The organism is Fenollaria sporofastidiosus, from assembly GCF_943169635.2.
Taxonomy (GTDB): Bacteria; Bacillota; Clostridia; order Tissierellales; family Peptoniphilaceae; genus Fenollaria; species Fenollaria sporofastidiosus.
In genome coordinates this window covers 35,877-52,032 of the sequence record NZ_OW968186.1, presented here as the reverse complement: position 1 = coordinate 52,032, position 16,156 = coordinate 35,877, and the positions used below count along the sequence as shown (strand labels likewise).

Here is a 16,156-nt window from a genome sequence, read left to right as displayed (position 1 = left end):
TATTCTATTCGCTAACAGATTTTCCATCCCACTTATTAAACCAAACTAATGAGCAAACAAATAGGATTAATATAATAAACAAAGCTACAAAACTCCACAGTCTCAACTCTTTGTAAAAATAAGACCAATCCGAAACCTTGCTCATAGTAATATACATAGCTGGAAGTCTAGATGCCCAGGTACAAGGTAAAAAATACCAAATACTATCACCAATGACAGTTATTGAAAGTAAATTAATCATTGTTTCTAGAAAACCCAATCCAATAGATGCACCGCTACTTAATATGATTGATACCCAAAGATGAATCATGTATAGAGAAAAGCTGCTAATAACAATTAAGAAAAATTCAATAACCCAATCTAAGATATTTTGATATCCCGACAATATTGCAAAAATTATAATCGCTAAAGTCAGAGAAATAATAAATCCCAATTCTAATACAATAAGTTTTCCTATATAGGCTCTAGTTCTAGATTTTGTAGTAGATAAAAGCATTTGAAATTTTCCAGCACTTATTTCCATATCAACAACTTTTGAAGTAATAAAACTTAATATTATTGGGATTACTGCTCCTAAAAGTATAAAATAAGTTTGTATTATATCACTCTCTTCAAAATTTTTTAATCCAGTAGTTTTTGATGCCACATAGAATAATGAAGAATAGGCTATAGGTAAGATTATGTGAATCCAAGGAAGCCAGGTGTGTTTGATTTTATATATTTCGGATTTTATTATGTTTATCATTATTTCACCTCTTGCTTTGAAAACCAATTTGCACTTATTATTGTAAGTAATGTAAATAGACATACAGATAAAACACAAGGAATATATAATGATGTACTTGATATTATTGGATTTGATACTTCCGTCAAAACACCACTTGGTAAAATATGCATAACAGGAATCATTAATCTAATTCCCCAAGAATATGGACAATAAATCCAAAAAGCACCGTCTGACAACAAGATTCCTAATCCTAACCCTAATACTGCATTAATTATAATACTTGCAATAAATCCAAATTTTTTTGCCAAGAAAAAGCAAAATGGGATTTGCCAAATATTGGCTATTATTAGTAAGGAACTAGCAAATAGTAATGTTGAAAATCCATAGTTAGGTGTTAATTGCTCTCCAATTAAAAATTGAAAAATATACACTCCTAGCATATGAATTATAGCAGCAATACTCATATAAATAAATGCTGTAATTATTTTTGAAACCCATAACTTTTTGAGATTAATATTTAGAGGGAAAACTGCTCTGTAGTTTAATTTTCTACTTTCTTTTCTATGCATCATTGCTGGTATTAAGGCAAAAGTTGCTGGCATTATTATTACATACCACCAGTTATAGGAATTGGTAGTAAAGTAGCTGGGCATAAGAAATAAGGACAATAAGATTAAAGATATTGGCATAAGAACTACTAACTTCTTCAAGAAAGTGCCCTTATGTTTTAAATTTTCAGCAAGAATATAAAATATCATTTTTTACACTCCTATCCCACTTTTTATAACATTCATAAAAAGTTCTTCTAAATTGTCATCATGATTAATAATGTTTTGGTATTGCAATTTTCCATTATTAATAATCCCAATATGATCAGCAGTTTGTTCAACTTCTGCTAAAATGTGACTAGACAAAATTACAGTTATTCCTTTATTTGGGAAGCTTCTTATTAAATCACGCAATTCTTGAATTCCAAGTGGATCAAGTCCGTTAGTTGGCTCATCTAAAATCAAAAGCTTAGGATTATTTAATAAGGCAATGGCGATACCTAGCCTTTGTTTCATGCCTAAAGAAAACTGACCACTTTTCTTTTTACCAGTATCTTTTAAACTTACTATTCCCAAAACTTCATCAATCCTAGAATCGGGTAATCCTAGTAGGAGTGTCCTAACTTTTAAATTTTCCCTAGCTGATAAGTTCTCATACAAGGCAGGCATTTCTATCAACGCACCAATATCTGATAAATCGTCACGACTCCACTGGTGACCTTCAAAAAAGATTTCTCCAGATGTTTTATGAATCATTCCGGTAATCATCTTCAATGTAGTCGATTTACCAGCCCCATTAGGTCCAAGCAATCCATATATAGAATTTTCTTTTATTTTTAAAGAAATACTATCCACTGCTTTTTGTTTACCAAAAGTTTTAGTAAGATTTTTCGTTTCTAATATCAATTTTTCCATATAAATGAACCTCCTCTTCATTTTATAAACTTAGTATAAAATACAAATTTAAGGATTCCATAAGGAAGATAATATTCTTTAAAATTTAATAGATTATTTTTGCCTTTATTGTCCGGTACTGGGACTGGGACGGGACTAAAAATTTGAAAATGTCCTATAATTAGATGGATGTGCTGATATTAGAAAAAATAAAATCTAGTATTTTGAATGGTTTGATATATACCGGATGTTTGGAAAAGAAGAGTGGGAATAAAATTTCGCGTTAAATTTGCGATAAAGGATTGTTTTTAATTTTTGCTCGCTGCGACGTATCGTCTATACGACTCACTCGCAAAAATTCTGCACATCGCCTTTCTCATCAAATTTTCCAGCGAAATTTGGCGGAGTGTAAAAATCTCAAGCTACAAAAATACACTAATTTTATCTCATAAATTTTGAGTAAATAAACTTTGGCGTTGATAGAATTTTAAATAACCGTTCTATCTCGTGACTCACGGTATTAATCTAGATAGAGTATTAGAGGGCGCATAGCCCGCCTCACTTCTAACAAGCTACTATATAAGTAAAATATAAAACAAATAATCGGCAGGTGACTTATGGAAGTAATAGGTAAAAGAATTAAATTAAGACCTTTTGCTAAAAGTGATATAGATGACTATATAAGATGGAATACTATAGAAATTGAGTGGATGGAGTGGGATGCTCCATGGGAAGAAAATGATTTTAATATCGAAGAATATAGAGAGTTTTCCTTATTGAAGCTAGAAAAGAACAGCCCAATATCTATATATAGTTCTAGAGAAATTGAAATCATAGATACTGGAGAACATATAGGTAGGATTAACTCGTATAATATTGACGAAAATTATGAATATACTAAAGAGAGTAAAAATCTAACAATTGGTATCGATATCTATAATCCAAAAAATCGCAAGCAGGGTTATGGGGCAGAAGCTTGGTCATTGTATATAGATTGGCTTTTGGAGAACGGCAAAGAAGATATTTATACTCAAACATGGTCTGAAAACTATCCGGTACTGGGCTTATTTAGAAAGTTAGGTTTTGAGCTGATACACACAGACAAAGCTTATCAAAAGTTTAAAGGTAAGTATGTAGATGGTCTTACTTTTAAATTAAATGCTGAGAAATTCAAAGTAGCATTTCAAAAGTGGAAGAATGATAGTTCTGAATGAATAGGAGGTATATTATGGCTTATGCATCGTTATTAGCAGGTCTTACATTAATAATTATTGGATCAATGCTATGGAAATTTAAAATGGTGGAGTTATTGGCTGGATATAAAGCTGACTCAAATGTCAATAAAGATCTTTTAGCTAAGGCAACTGGCCTTTCGTTACTCTTACTTGGTTTTTTACTAGCTGCTGAATCGCTATTGATATTTAAAGGAGTGATAAGCGGAGAGAAAGCGATTGTCACTGTAGTCATTACAATGGTACTCGGTGTTATGGTGAGCGCTTTAGTAAGTTCTCATTATTCAAAAGCTTAAGTATGAGAAATATTTAAATTAAATTCATGGACGCTAAGGAATTTGCTTGGCGTCTTTTTTCATGTATATGGTATAATATAGTAAAAGGAGGTCATCATATGAAGATTAATTTAATGTCTTTGGCGTTTAAAACTAAGGATGTATTGCATAATAAAAACATAATTATCAAGGCTATGAATGAATACTCTCACAAGGCGGACATGCTTGTCTTTGGTGAGTCGTTCTTGCATGGCTTTGAGGCTTTGACTTGGAACTATGATATTGATAAGGAGATTGCCATATCGCTTGATGATGATATCATTAATGAGATACGCGCCTGTGCTAAGGATAATGATATTGCCGTGAGTTTTGGTATGATAGAGAGTTTTAACGAGGCTCTTTACTCGTCACAGCTTACAATAGGCAAGGGTGGCGAGCTTATAGATGTCTTTAGACGTGTATCTAGTGGCTGGAAGGAAGCTATCGCTGATGAGCATTACAAAGAGGGTGAAGGCTTTCACACTTTTGACTTTGAAGATAAGAAGCTTATGGTCGGCACATGCGGCGACTTTTGGCACGAGGAATATCTTAATGAAGCGAGTAAGATTGACAAGGACTTGGTTCTGTGGCCTGTCTACACTGATTTTGCGCCTAAAGTTTGGAACGAAGAAGAAAAGTACGAGTACGCAAAAGAGGCGGCCTTACTTAAAGCACCTGTCCTATATGTGAATTCTGTGTGCTACGACTTTGATGAAGACTACATAGCTAAGGGAGGTGCAGCTTACTTTGCTAATGGCATGATAATATCTGAAGTGCCATCGGGCTTTGAGGCTGTGCTTACTTGTGAGATTAAATAAGGGAGGTAAATATGAGAAGGGCTAATAGAGAAGTAAAGGACATAAATGAAATACTTAGGATAATGAAGGACTGCGATGATGTCGTGCTTGCCTTCAATGATGAAGTCTCGCCATACATCTTGGTGGTTAACTTTGGAGTTAGAGAAGAAGGTGGCGAGATCACTTTATATATACATGGAGCGATGGATGGAAGAAAGTATGACTTTCTTAAGGACGGAGCTACTCTTAGTTTTCAAATGAGTGCTAATCATAAGCTCATCATGGATAAGGAACGCGGCTACTGCACTATGAACTACGAGTCTGTCATAGGTAGGGGGACAGTATATGAAGTTCTTGAATATGATGATAAAGAGGATGCACTCGAAGTCCTTGTACAAAAGTACCATATACCAAGCGAAAAATTTGTATATGCGAGGGCAGCCATACCTAGGACACGTGTTTTCAAAATTTGCGTGAAGGAATTAACTTGCAAGGCAAAGGCGTAGTTATGCTGACTTATAACTATATACTTCAAGAGCTATATGCTAAGAAGGACGCAAAGTATAAGGACTTTGTTGCTAAGCTCACTCCAGCGATTGAGAAGCGGAGCATACTTGGTGTGCGCATGGGCGCTTTAAGGAGTCTAGCTCGTGATGTAAGGAAAAATTCTAATCTTGATATTTTTAGTGACTCTTCATTCACTTATAGAGAGGAGAAGCTTTTATATGCCTTGTGCATTTTCAAGATGAATTCAAAGTTCGAAGATGCCATGAAATCACTTGATGCATTCTTGCCTTATATCGATAGTTGGGAGGTGACAGACTTACTTGCGAGCGAGTTTCGCTTTGATAAGGCTCATAAGGAGGCTGCCTTTGATAAGGCATCTTCATACATTCAGAGCATGGAAGAATACACTGTGCGCTTAGGACTAGTCATCATGCTTAAGCACTTTAATAATGCCATATACATAGAGAGATTGCTCCATCTTATTAAGAAGATAAGTGTGGACACTTACTATGTCAATATGGCGGCTGCATGGCTTTTGTGCGAGCTATACTTTACGAAGAAGGATGCCATTGAGAACTATCTAGCTAGTGAGTGCGCGAATGAGGATATAAAAAAGAAGACTCTACAAAAAATTCGAGAGTCGATGAAAAAGTAATATTTAATCATAAAAGAAGCCAGACTTAAGTCTGGCTTTTATACTGTCTATTTAGATTTTGCTATAGTTCTAACGATATCGTCAAGGCTTGCTCCCTTATTGATTGTGAACTTGCCTGATTTTAATTTTGTGTCAAGTTTTAACTCAACGCATTTATTAACGAAGTCCTTGCTGCTTGTAACAAGACCTTGTTGCTCAAGTATCTTACCTATCTCGCCTGGTAGTGACTTAGCAGGTATATTAACTTCAACTGTACCGCTTGCTTGTGGAGCTGGTTCAGCCGGTTTTTCTTCTGGAGCTTTCTCTGCTGGTTTTTCTTCTTGACTAGTTTCTTCCTCTTGGGGCTTTGCGTCTTCTCCATCTTTAGGAGCTTCACTAGTTTCTTCACCGTTAGTATCGCTTGTGCTTTTTTCTACCTTGTCAGCACCTTCTTCATTGTTAGCATTTGCGTCTTGACCTTCGTCTATGTTTTCAACGACTTTCTTGTCGTCCTTACTGTTCTCAATGTTCTTTGTTAGTATGGAGTTCGCACCGTTGTTAACGAATAGTATGTCAAGTCTCCAGCTTATTATACATACAACAGCTATGATTACTATAAGCATAATTATGTAATCAATCGAATTATACAAAAAGTCTTTAAATTTTTCCCAAAAATTCATTCTTACACCTCTTATTTGATAACTTTATTTTTTTATCCGTTTGTATTATAATTATATCATATAATATAACAAAATAAAAGGTGAAATTGATGAAAGAGATAAAAATAAACGAAAATGATAATGATCAAAGACTCGATCGCTTCCTTGTGAAATTTTTTCCTAATGCGACTAAGTCCTTTCTAATGAAGATGCTTAGAAAGAAGAACATAGTTTTAAATGGCAAGAAGGCGAGTGGCGAAGAGAGGGTCTTTACTGGAGATGTGCTTAAGGTCTTCTTCTCTGATGAGACCTTTGATAAGTTTACTCAAAAGGAAAAGAAGTACAACCCAAACATTATCGACTTGAAGATAGTTTATGAAGATGAGAACATCGCCATCATTGACAAGGATGAGGGGCTTCTTAGTCATGCTACTAAGGACGGCTTTGAAAAGAACGTTGTCGATAGCTTCATAAAGTACCTTATAGATAAAAATGAATTTTCGCCTCGCAGCGAGAATACCTTTAGGCCAGCGCTTGCAAACAGACTCGATAGGAACACCAAGGGTCTTTTGATCGGATGCAAAAACTATGAAGCGCTTAAAGAGATGACAAGGCTTATCAAAGAAAGAAAGATTAATAAGTACTACAAGACCATAGTCAAGGGACGCTTCGATGTTGATGAGACTTTTGAGGTTTCGTATGAGAAAAACGAGAAGAAGAACATGATGAAGCTTTCGGATGATGGATCCGAGATGATAACGCACTTCAAGACTATATATATGAAAAACAATTTTACTGAGCTTGAGGTGCTTTTACTAACTGGCAAGACTCATCAGATACGCTTCCACCTAAAGACTTTAAAACATCCTATAGTAGGTGATAGAAAGTATGGTGATGCGGCTACTAACGCTAAGCTTGCAAGCTTAATTAATAATCAGCTGCTTTACTCATACAAAATTTCATTTCCTAAGCTTGATGGTTTCTTTAGCTACTTAAGCAATAAAGAGTTCTATGCAAACGCTTGGAAGACTTATGATAAAGTGAAGGAGAGTCTCTTCAATGATTAAGGTATACGAAACGAAGAAGGATGCCGAGAACTTATTTGATGCCATGCGCATGGATGAGGGTGGCAAAGTTCTTATCATCACTAAAAATACAGAGTATAAAGACTTCATTGTCCAAGAGGGCTTGAAGCGCCTCGGCATGCTCGTAGATACAAGTGTGATTAGTATTGACGAGTTTTACATAAGGTATGCGATTGGTGCATATAAGTTCCTTTCGGATATGTCTATGCGCCTTATCATAAAGAAGGCGATAGATATGAACCTTGGATCTATGCCGTTTCTTAAGTATCCATCTTACATTGACCTCATCTTTGAAGCGATTAAGGAAGCAAATAAGAAGGACATAGACCTTATGACCTATGGCGGAGAGTATAAGAAGATATACTTAGACTACGAGGATATTCTAAAGAAAAAGGGCTACCTTGCCTCTAATGAGAATATTAAATTAGATGATCTTAAGATTAAAGAAGCGGACTCCATATACTTCATCGGTTTTAACGAGCTTAACAATAAGCTTATATATCTTATTGGGCTTGCGAAGGATTTAGACAAGAAGTTAAACATATTTATAGAGCAAGACTTTGCATCAGATGAACTTATCTCTTACTTAGATGGTATTAAGGATGAATATCACAAGGCTGAGGTGAGCAAGGCGCGCTTTGCTCAAGTCTCAAAGAACTTATTTAACGAAGAGATACTTGATACTGAGGGCATAGATTTTGTACGTGCGGACTCAGTTGAGGCGGAGCTTGATTACGTGCTTACAGATATTAAAAGATCTGTCTTGAAGCGTGGCTACTCATACGAAGACGCTCTTATCTACCTAATGGATAAGTCAGAGGAGCCGCTTCTAACACAGATGCTTGACTCCTACCATGTGCCTAGGAACAAAAACAGGGTTCTTTATATGAAAGACCTAGTGTGGCAAGATAAATTATTAGTGGATCTAGCTTCTTATGAGGACGAACTTACAAAGGCAGAAGTACTTGAACTAGCTTCTAAGTACACAAAGGATGAGGTCCTTTTAGATAAGTTTACTAAGATAATGGACGCGATATATGAAGTCTACGGTGATGCTATAAGCAAAGACGAGCTCGTAGATCTACTTAAGCTTGCCTTTAAATACGAGGTTTATAGACGCAAGGACAGGATAGCTGCAGGCGTATCTATATATAATGGCGACTTCGATACCTTAAGAGAGTACAAGCTTGTTTATGTACTTGGTATGAGTCTTGATGCTTTTCCAAAGACTATGAATGAGAACTTTTTATTAGATAGCATATATAAAGAGCTTAACTATGACAAGAGAGAGTATATGCCCTGGCTGTCTAAGAACTTGATGAAGAAACTTTTTAAGGCGGCAGGAGATAAGATCACAATATCTTACTCAGCAAGAACGAATTCGGATGCTGATCAAGGTGCGTCATCTTTCTTTAACGAGTTTAAAATTGATGAGTGGACACGTATAAGGAGCCTTGCCGCTATAGAGAAGAGCACTTCACTTGCCACAAATGAGGAGCAGAAGATACTTATCGAGGCACATAAAAATATTTCTAAATCCAAGCTAATAAATTATGATGAGATTAATAAACTTAGAGCGGAAGGTGTCATCTCGAAGTACAACGGCAAACTAGAGAGTTACTCAGCCACGAGCGTGGTTGACGATTTTGTGAAAAATAAATTAACGGTGAGCTTTCTTGAGACATTTAAGACATGTCCATATGCAGCGCTACTTAGTTACATCTACGATATAAAGCCTGTGGAGCAAGACATGAAGGCGAGAAACATCGGCACTTACATGCATAAGGTCTTGGAGTTTTACTACAGAAACTTTATCGGCACTAAGGTCATCTTCGATGAGGGGATCTTGGAAAGATGCATTAATAATATAAAAAGCACGAATGAATACGCGGACGTCTTGGGCTTTGAACTTGAGAATATCGAGAGCTACATCAAAGACTTTATAATTTTCGATGAGGAGAGGATGAAGCATAGTAATTACATTGTCAAAGACCTTGAGAAGAGCATAAAGATTAGTGTAGATGGACATATCATCAAAGGCAAGATTGACAGAGTCGATGAGGATACTATCACTGGAAAACTACTCGTGATCGACTACAAAAGGAGCAAGGCCACTATGAAGGACAGTCTTCAGCTTTCTGCGTATGCATTATACTACAAGCCAAGTGGTGCCTATATAGGCGCAGCCTTTGTAGCAATATCGAAGTTCGATGGCAATATCAACTTTATGCCTACCGATGCTGATGCTTGTGAAGAAGAAATTAAATCTTTGATAGAAAAAATTAAGACATATAGCTTTAATATCATTGACGAAGCAAGCGAGGATAAGTGCCTAATGTATTGTGAATATAGAAGCATGTGCAAGAAGGGGAGAGAGTGATGAACTTAAATGAAAAGCAGCAACTTGCTGTTGATACAATAGACAAAAATGTTTTGCTCGACGCCTCTGCTGGCACAGGTAAGACCACAGTCCTTGTCAATAGGTTTGTAAAGATCTTGGACAAGGGTGACTTCTCATGCATAAATTCGGACGATGTACTTTCGTCGGTAGTCGCTATAACATTTACAAAGAAGGCAAGTAACGAACTTAAGGAAAGAATCTCAAAGCTTGTCTACGAAAGATCAAAGAGTGATGCAAGGTTCAAAGACTACTACAACAATATGCCTGTCGCAAATGTTTCTACAGTGCATCAATTTGCATTCAAGGTACTAAAGGCATTTCCGCTCGTTGCAAACATTGACCCACGCGCGGTAGTTGTGGAAGAGGACGAAGCAGATGAGCTACTTGATAAGGCAGTAAGGGAAGCGCTTGATGAGAAAAACTATGAAGAGCTATTTAAGGCTCTTGATAGAAACTACGACGACAACTTTGTGAGTAGCCTTAAGAGCATCATAAAGAAGACTATGGGCATGGACCTTGAGAAGCTGTATGATAATACTATAACTTACATCAGTTCATGCTATGACGAAGCTAGTATAAGCGTGGCTCTTAATAAGATGGCGGACGCCATAGATGAAGTGAAAGGCGATATAAAGGAGACTTCTAAGCTATACAAGGTGATTGATAAATATAAAGGCTCATTAGACGCACTAAGGACTGCGAGAGTAGATGAGCTTAATATAAACCTACTTAACGACTTTGCATACAATATCGGAGTGAATGCAAAAAAGAAAGAGTGCTACGATGCCATCACGGACAGCGCAAGCTACATACTTAAAGCGCTTGAAGTAAATAAACTTAGTCTATATAAGGACTTCTTCACATTACTTGAGAGGGCGCATGCTAAGTATAAGAGCTACAAAGAAAAAGAGGCAGCTCTTGACTTTAATGACTTGGAGATACTCTTTAGGGATTTACTTAAGACGGAAGAGGTGCGAAAGACACTTAAGGGTAGACTTAGCTACATCATGGTTGATGAGTTTCAAGATACCTCACCTATACAAAAGGAGATATACTACCTACTTAATGAGGCGCTTGGTGGAGACAGACTCTTCGTCGTTGGTGACTTCAAGCAGTCCATATATGCGTTTAGAGGTGCAGACGTGAGTCTATATCGCTCAGTTAAGAAGGACTTTTTAAATGATGAAAGGTCCACAGCCATTAGCATGAACGAAAATTATAGAACAGGCGAAAAAATTATTGCCACTGTCAACAAACTTTTTAAAGATAAGATAGTGGACTATGAGGACCTAGTCTTTAAGGGCGACATTAATGATAGTGAAGTGAAACTTATTAATTACAATGACAAGAACGATAGAGAGCTCGAAGCTACTGCCATAGCAAACAAGATTATGGATCTAAACGAGGGCGGCCTTGCCTTTGGCGATATGCTTGTCTTAGTGCGTTCCAATAGAGACTCATCTGCCATAGAGAAGGCTCTTAAGAGGTCAAAGGTGCCTGTATATAACACAGCAAACAAAGCATTGAACGAGCGTGACGAGATGGAAGACATCTACAACTTCATTCACTACCTAAGGTATGAGGACGAGCTTTCACTAATTGCGCTTTTAAGAAGCAGCTTCTATGCCATAGATGACGATGAGATATTCTTGACAAAGGACAGAGATGACTTTAGGTATTACAAGGAAGAGCTTCGTAAGTATATACACATGAAGGATGAAGAAAGGCTTGACGAAGTATTGAAGGCCTTCTTTGATGAGACTAAGTATATGGAGAAGCTGCTTATAAGGAAGAGAGGCGCGCAAAGCTACACAAACGTTCGTAGCTTCTTAGATAGACTAGGATCATACTATGAGTCGGGCATAACGAGTTTTGAGACACTTGTAGATAAGATCCTTATGCTAAGAGATAGGGGAGCAGCTGAGCCCTCATACATCAGCGAGGACGATGACATAGTTAGAATCATGACTATACACAAGGCGAAGGGTCTTGAAGCAAAAGTTGTTATATGTGCACAGATGGCCTTTAAAAGAGCGAGCGACTTTAGCTTTGCAAGGCTTTCTGATGATAAAATCTTCTTAAGGTTTAAAGATCTTTACTCAAACTTCAAGGCGGCACAAAGTGGCGATAGTGAACTAGATGAAGAAGAGAAGATAAGAAACTTATATGTAATGCTTACGAGAGCAAAGGAGCAGCTCATCATATATAAGTCAGGCGGCAAGAGCGGCTTCAACCCATATATAGAAGAGATTGATGCGACTAGTGAAGAGGCAAACTTTTATGAAAGAGAGCTCGATATAGATGAAGAAGAGTGCCTTGCAAGTGACAATGACCTTATAACGAAGGACCTGGTGAAGTACGAGAGTTTATATGCGCCTCTACCATCGAGGTCTAAATATGCATATGATTATAATGTAAACACCTTTAAGGTATATGATGACGAAAGAGACGATTTAGAAAGTGGCTTAAGTGACAAGAAGAAGCTTGGCTCAGCTGCACATAGATTTTGTGAAGCATATGAGGGAGAGGACTTCGATAAAGTTTTTAAGGCAACAGTGGACGCATATGCTTTGAGCGAAAGGGAAGAAAATTTATTACTAATGTGTGCGAAGAACTATGAAAAGTTTTACAAAATTGTTAAGAATGTCAAAACATATAAGGAATTCGAGTATTATTACATTAAAGATGATATAATATACACAGGGGTTATTGATAGATTAGATGTATATGATGACAGAGTAGTCATTACTGACTACAAGCTCACTAGTCTTGATGACAATGCACTTAAGGAGCTATATGCTAAGCAGATGTCTATGTATGTAGAAGCTGTTAAGACTATATTCAAAAAGGATGCAAGTGCGAGACTATTTATTCTATCAAAAGATAAATTTATTGATATGGAGTAGATGATATGGATTACAGAATACTATTAGTTGAAGATGAAGCAGCAATAAGGAAGTTTGTTAAGATAAACTTAGAGAAGGAAGGCTACCTTGTTAATGACTATGAGAGTGCAGAAGAAGCACTTGAAGCGTGCAAAGAAATAAATTTTGACATAGCAGTACTTGACATCATGCTTGTGAAGATGGATGGCATTACGCTTCTTAAAATTCTTAGAGAAGTCTATCCAAACATGGCAATCATCATGCTGACTGCAAGGAGCGAGGACATAGACAAGATAAACGCTTTTGAGTCGGGAGCTGATGACTACCTTTCAAAGCCATTCAACCCAAAGGAGCTTATCTTAAGGATCAAGTCCATCAGTAGAAGGCTTATCAATGAGAAGAAGGAAGAGAAAGAAATTGTTCTTGGCAAGTTCAGAGTCGATTTAAACCTAAAGGACTTCTATGTTGATGATGAGCTGATAGAGCTAACACCAACTGAGTTTGGTATCATCAAGTATTTAATAGAGAATGCAAACATACTTGTCAAGAGAAAGGACATAGTAAAGACTGTCTGGGGTTACGACTATCTAATGGATACTAAGCTTGTCGATGTAAACATATCCAGACTTAGAAAGAAGATAGAGAAGGATCCATCGAATCCTGAACACTTAAAAACTATTTGGGGAGAGGGATTTACTTTTGAATACAAAGAATAGTTTAAAGAAGAGCTTGATGCAGAACTTCATCTTGCTTGTCTTTATATCGCTTGTACTGATCAATATATTCTCCTCGTATATGTTCAAGAGGTTCTACTACAATCAGACTATAGAGAACGCGAAGGACACCTTGGACATGTATGTTGACTACGACAGAAAGTTTTACGGGTTTACAAGCAATGAGAAGCTAAAGGAAGCAATCAATCAGCATCCAAACCTCTTCTACAACAATATCGATCAAAGGCTCGAAATTTTAGACCTAGATGGCACAGTGCTGTTTGACTCGGAAGGTTATAAGTACACTACAGCACCTGAGATGGACAAGCTCATTCAAAACGCAAGTGCGACTTGGATAGGCCGCGACTCTGCATCAGGTAAGAGGGTCTTAACAGTTAGTACGGCAGTTATGCACGACGAGGAGCCTATATATTATTTAAGATTATTTTTCGGCTTAGGGCAAGTTGATGATTTTACGAACAAGCTTTCCATCATCATAGCGGCAATAAGCCTTTTAGTCTTGCTCGTTTGTATAATAATCTCTAACTTCATAAGCGACTCCATAGTTAATCCAATCAAATACCTTACAAGGATAGCTATGCGTATGTCGAAGGGTAACTACAAGGACAAATCGAGACTTAAGCTTAAGAATGAAATAGGCGCGCTATCAAACGCGATGAACATACTATCAGACGAGATAATTAAGCATGACGAGTTAAAGAATGAGTTCATAGCAAACATCTCACACGAACTAAGAACGCCTCTTACATCATTAACAGGCTGGGCATATACACTAAAAGATGGCGAGCTTGATCAAGAGACAACAGAGCTTGCTCACGATATACTTATTAGTGAGAGTGAAAGACTTAGCTCATTATTAGAAGAGCTGCTTGACTTCTCAAGTCTTATCTCGGGCAAAATCTCACTTAATAAAGACTACTTCGACCTTAAGATTTGCGTTGAAGACATCACTAAGCAGGTCTTCCCTAAGCTTGAGAAGAACAAAGAGAGCATAGAGCTAAACATTGCTGACGCCTCCTACCTTTACTATGGTGATGAAAACAGAATCAAGCAAGTTCTAATTAATCTACTTGATAACGCTGTTAAGTTTAATAAAGAGAGAGGACTTATAACAGTCAACCTTTATCAAGACAAGGACAGCTACTTCATAGATGTTATTGATGAAGGAGTCGGCATAGAAGAAGGAGAGCTTAAGTACATCTTCGAAAAGTTCTACACAGGTAAAAAGTCAAAGTCGCATACTGGCATTGGCCTTGCCATCGTTAAGGAGATAGTTGAGCTGCATAAGGGAGAGATATATATCGAATCAAAAGTAGATGAGGGCACTAAGTTCACAGTAAAGCTTGCAAAGGAGATCAAAGATGAAAAAGCTTCTTAGTTTATTGAGCCTCATCTTAATGATGCTGCTACTAGCCTCATGTAATACAGGAAAGAGGGTATCGAATCCAGACCTATATGGAGTGTGGCAAGTAAAGGATATCATGGACGTTGAAGAGAAGCAAAGAGAAGTCGACTCATCACTAAGAGTGGACGACTACATCTATATAAGTGATGACGACTACATCATAGGTAACGATCTTATCAAGGGTGCGAAGCTAAAGTATAGGAGAGTGCTCTTAAGTGACTACCTCTTCTTCAACTACAAGATAGAGCTTAAGGACATCAAAGGCGTATATGCAGACGTGTACTCAGTGTATGAGGACGGAAGCTTTAGATACGACCTTATCATTAATGGTGACAAGATGATGACTAAGCTTGGTAAGTATTTATACACACTTACTAAGACAGACAAGACACTTGACGAGATGCATCTTAAAGAGCTAGTTAGTCTTGTTGAGAGCACATCAGATGAAGCCCACGAGGCCATAGATGAGGACATAGGTTTCCTGATAGGGCTTAGAAATGATGAAGATGGCGTGCCTAAGTACAAGACCATATACATGCAGCCATACAAGGGCGAGGCATATGAGCTTGATTATTTACTAGTGCCAAGGCGCGATGGCTTTACAAGGATTGAGTGCGTAAATATTGAAAAGGACGGCATATATCAAGAAGATTTCTTAGTTATTAATGACCATGTTAATACCTTTGAGTCACTTGTACTATATGACGCAAATAAAAATAGAAAGCTAGATAGAGCTAGAAAGATTCTCTTTGTTGGCAACGACTACTTTTCATATGAGATAGAGTCGAGGTTTAAGGACAACGGCGACGTAGGTGTATATTTTCTAGACAACTATAGTCAGAACAATAAGGCATCACTTCGTGAGCTTATAGAAGATGAAGAGACTGATAACACTAAGACCTATAGCATGGACGAGTTCAAGAACATATCAAACGATGCAAGAAACATTACACTTGCTAGGAACAACGGCTACTGGATACTTAAGAAGAGGGAGGAAGACATAAACTACCCTGGTCTATATAAGGACAGCTTCGTTATGAAGAGGCCAAACAAAAACTTAGTGCACTTTGACGAGCTTGACTTTAATTACGAAGTGTTGAAGGAGAAGTTCCCTAAACTTAGAGATGCGTTCAGTTCTCCTAACAAGGCCATGGCGATGATATATAAGGACAAAGCTCTGTGCGCATACGAGGTGCATAGGTCTCGTTTAGCTAGTGAAGTCTTTACTATGGATCTAAACTCGAACATCATAATGAATGAGTGGGCACTTGGTCAGTATGGCAATATGTGGAGAGAGAAATTCATATCCTTAGGAGCTAGAAAGATAAAATAAT

General features: G+C 37.2%; 15 protein-coding genes. 11 read left to right on the top strand and 4 right to left on the bottom strand.

All coding sequences use genetic code 11. The features are described from left to right. Window positions 1–4 precede the first annotated feature (4 nt). From KO172_RS00295 to KO172_RS00285, 3 genes are read right to left on the bottom strand one after another with little or no spacing between them, the layout of a single operon-like run. Window positions 5–745, bottom strand: a complete 741-nt coding sequence (locus KO172_RS00295) for a lantibiotic immunity ABC transporter MutG family permease subunit (protein WP_215491646.1) — start codon at window positions 743–745, stop codon at window positions 5–7. After that, window positions 745–1,485 carry a lantibiotic immunity ABC transporter MutE/EpiE family permease subunit gene (locus KO172_RS00290; RefSeq protein WP_215491645.1) on the bottom strand — a complete coding sequence of 247 codons (741 nt, stop codon included), beginning with the start codon at window positions 1,483–1,485 and terminating at the stop codon, window positions 745–747. Before KO172_RS00290 ends, KO172_RS00295 begins: the two co-directional genes overlap by 1 nt. 3 nt (window positions 1,486–1,488) lie before the next feature. After that, window positions 1,489–2,190: a lantibiotic protection ABC transporter ATP-binding protein gene (locus KO172_RS00285; RefSeq protein ID WP_215491644.1), complete on the bottom strand. Its 702-nt coding sequence runs from the start codon at window positions 2,188–2,190 to the stop codon at window positions 1,489–1,491. A 596-nt stretch (window positions 2,191–2,786) separates the two neighbouring features. On the opposite strand from KO172_RS00285, the gene KO172_RS00280 reads away from it, so the two are divergent. The 5 genes from KO172_RS00280 to KO172_RS00260 all read left to right on the top strand — a co-directional run bounded on the left by KO172_RS00280 (window position 2,787) and on the right by KO172_RS00260 (window position 5,674). Further along, a complete protein-coding gene (locus tag KO172_RS00280; protein WP_215491643.1) occupies window positions 2,787–3,383 on the top strand; it encodes a GNAT family N-acetyltransferase in 597 nt (198 codons plus the stop codon). A gap of 14 nt (window positions 3,384–3,397) precedes the next feature. Then, a complete protein-coding gene (locus KO172_RS00275; RefSeq protein WP_215491642.1) occupies window positions 3,398–3,697 on the top strand; it encodes a DUF3784 domain-containing protein in 300 nt (99 codons plus the stop codon). Between the two features lie 98 nt (window positions 3,698–3,795). Next, entirely contained in the window at window positions 3,796–4,533 is a 738-nt protein-coding gene (locus KO172_RS00270) for a carbon-nitrogen hydrolase family protein (protein WP_215491641.1), read from the top strand. 11 nt (window positions 4,534–4,544) lie between these two features. Beyond that, window positions 4,545–5,018 (top strand): pyridoxamine 5'-phosphate oxidase family protein, encoded by a 474-nt coding sequence (locus KO172_RS00265; RefSeq protein WP_215491640.1) that lies wholly within the window; start codon window positions 4,545–4,547, stop codon window positions 5,016–5,018. Further along, entirely contained in the window at window positions 5,000–5,674 is a 675-nt protein-coding gene (locus tag KO172_RS00260; RefSeq protein WP_215491639.1) for a DNA alkylation repair protein, read from the top strand. Before KO172_RS00265 ends, KO172_RS00260 begins: the two co-directional genes overlap by 19 nt. A gap of 47 nt (window positions 5,675–5,721) precedes the next feature. Here the strand turns inward: KO172_RS00260 and KO172_RS00255 are convergent, their stop codons facing one another. After that, entirely contained in the window at window positions 5,722–6,333 is a 612-nt protein-coding gene (locus KO172_RS00255) for a hypothetical protein (protein ID WP_215491638.1), read from the bottom strand. A gap of 89 nt (window positions 6,334–6,422) precedes the next feature. On the opposite strand from KO172_RS00255, the gene KO172_RS00250 reads away from it, so the two are divergent. The 6 genes from KO172_RS00250 to KO172_RS00225 are packed head-to-tail and all read left to right on the top strand — an operon-like array spanning window position 6,423 to window position 16,155. Further along, on the top strand, window positions 6,423–7,379 hold the full coding sequence (locus KO172_RS00250) for an RluA family pseudouridine synthase (protein ID WP_215491637.1): 957 nt from the start codon (window positions 6,423–6,425) through the stop codon (window positions 7,377–7,379). After that, the gene (locus tag KO172_RS00245) at window positions 7,372–9,777 is read left to right on the top strand and encodes a PD-(D/E)XK nuclease family protein (RefSeq protein ID WP_215491636.1); all 2,406 of its coding nucleotides are present in this window, start codon (window positions 7,372–7,374) and stop codon (window positions 9,775–9,777) included. The genes KO172_RS00250 and KO172_RS00245 overlap by 8 nt, the downstream gene beginning before the upstream one ends. Continuing rightward, on the top strand, window positions 9,777–12,704 hold the full coding sequence (locus KO172_RS00240; protein WP_215491635.1) for a UvrD-helicase domain-containing protein: 2,928 nt from the start codon (window positions 9,777–9,779) through the stop codon (window positions 12,702–12,704). The genes KO172_RS00245 and KO172_RS00240 overlap by 1 nt, the downstream gene beginning before the upstream one ends. Window positions 12,705–12,709: 5 nt before the next feature. Continuing rightward, the gene (locus KO172_RS00235) at window positions 12,710–13,399 is read left to right on the top strand and encodes a response regulator transcription factor (protein WP_215491634.1); all 690 of its coding nucleotides are present in this window, start codon (window positions 12,710–12,712) and stop codon (window positions 13,397–13,399) included. Beyond that, entirely contained in the window at window positions 13,383–14,795 is a 1,413-nt protein-coding gene (locus tag KO172_RS00230) for a sensor histidine kinase (RefSeq protein WP_215491633.1), read from the top strand. Before KO172_RS00235 ends, KO172_RS00230 begins: the two co-directional genes overlap by 17 nt. After that, a complete protein-coding gene (locus KO172_RS00225) occupies window positions 14,779–16,155 on the top strand; it encodes a hypothetical protein (RefSeq protein ID WP_215491632.1) in 1,377 nt (458 codons plus the stop codon). Before KO172_RS00230 ends, KO172_RS00225 begins: the two co-directional genes overlap by 17 nt. Window position 16,156 lies beyond the last annotated feature (1 nt).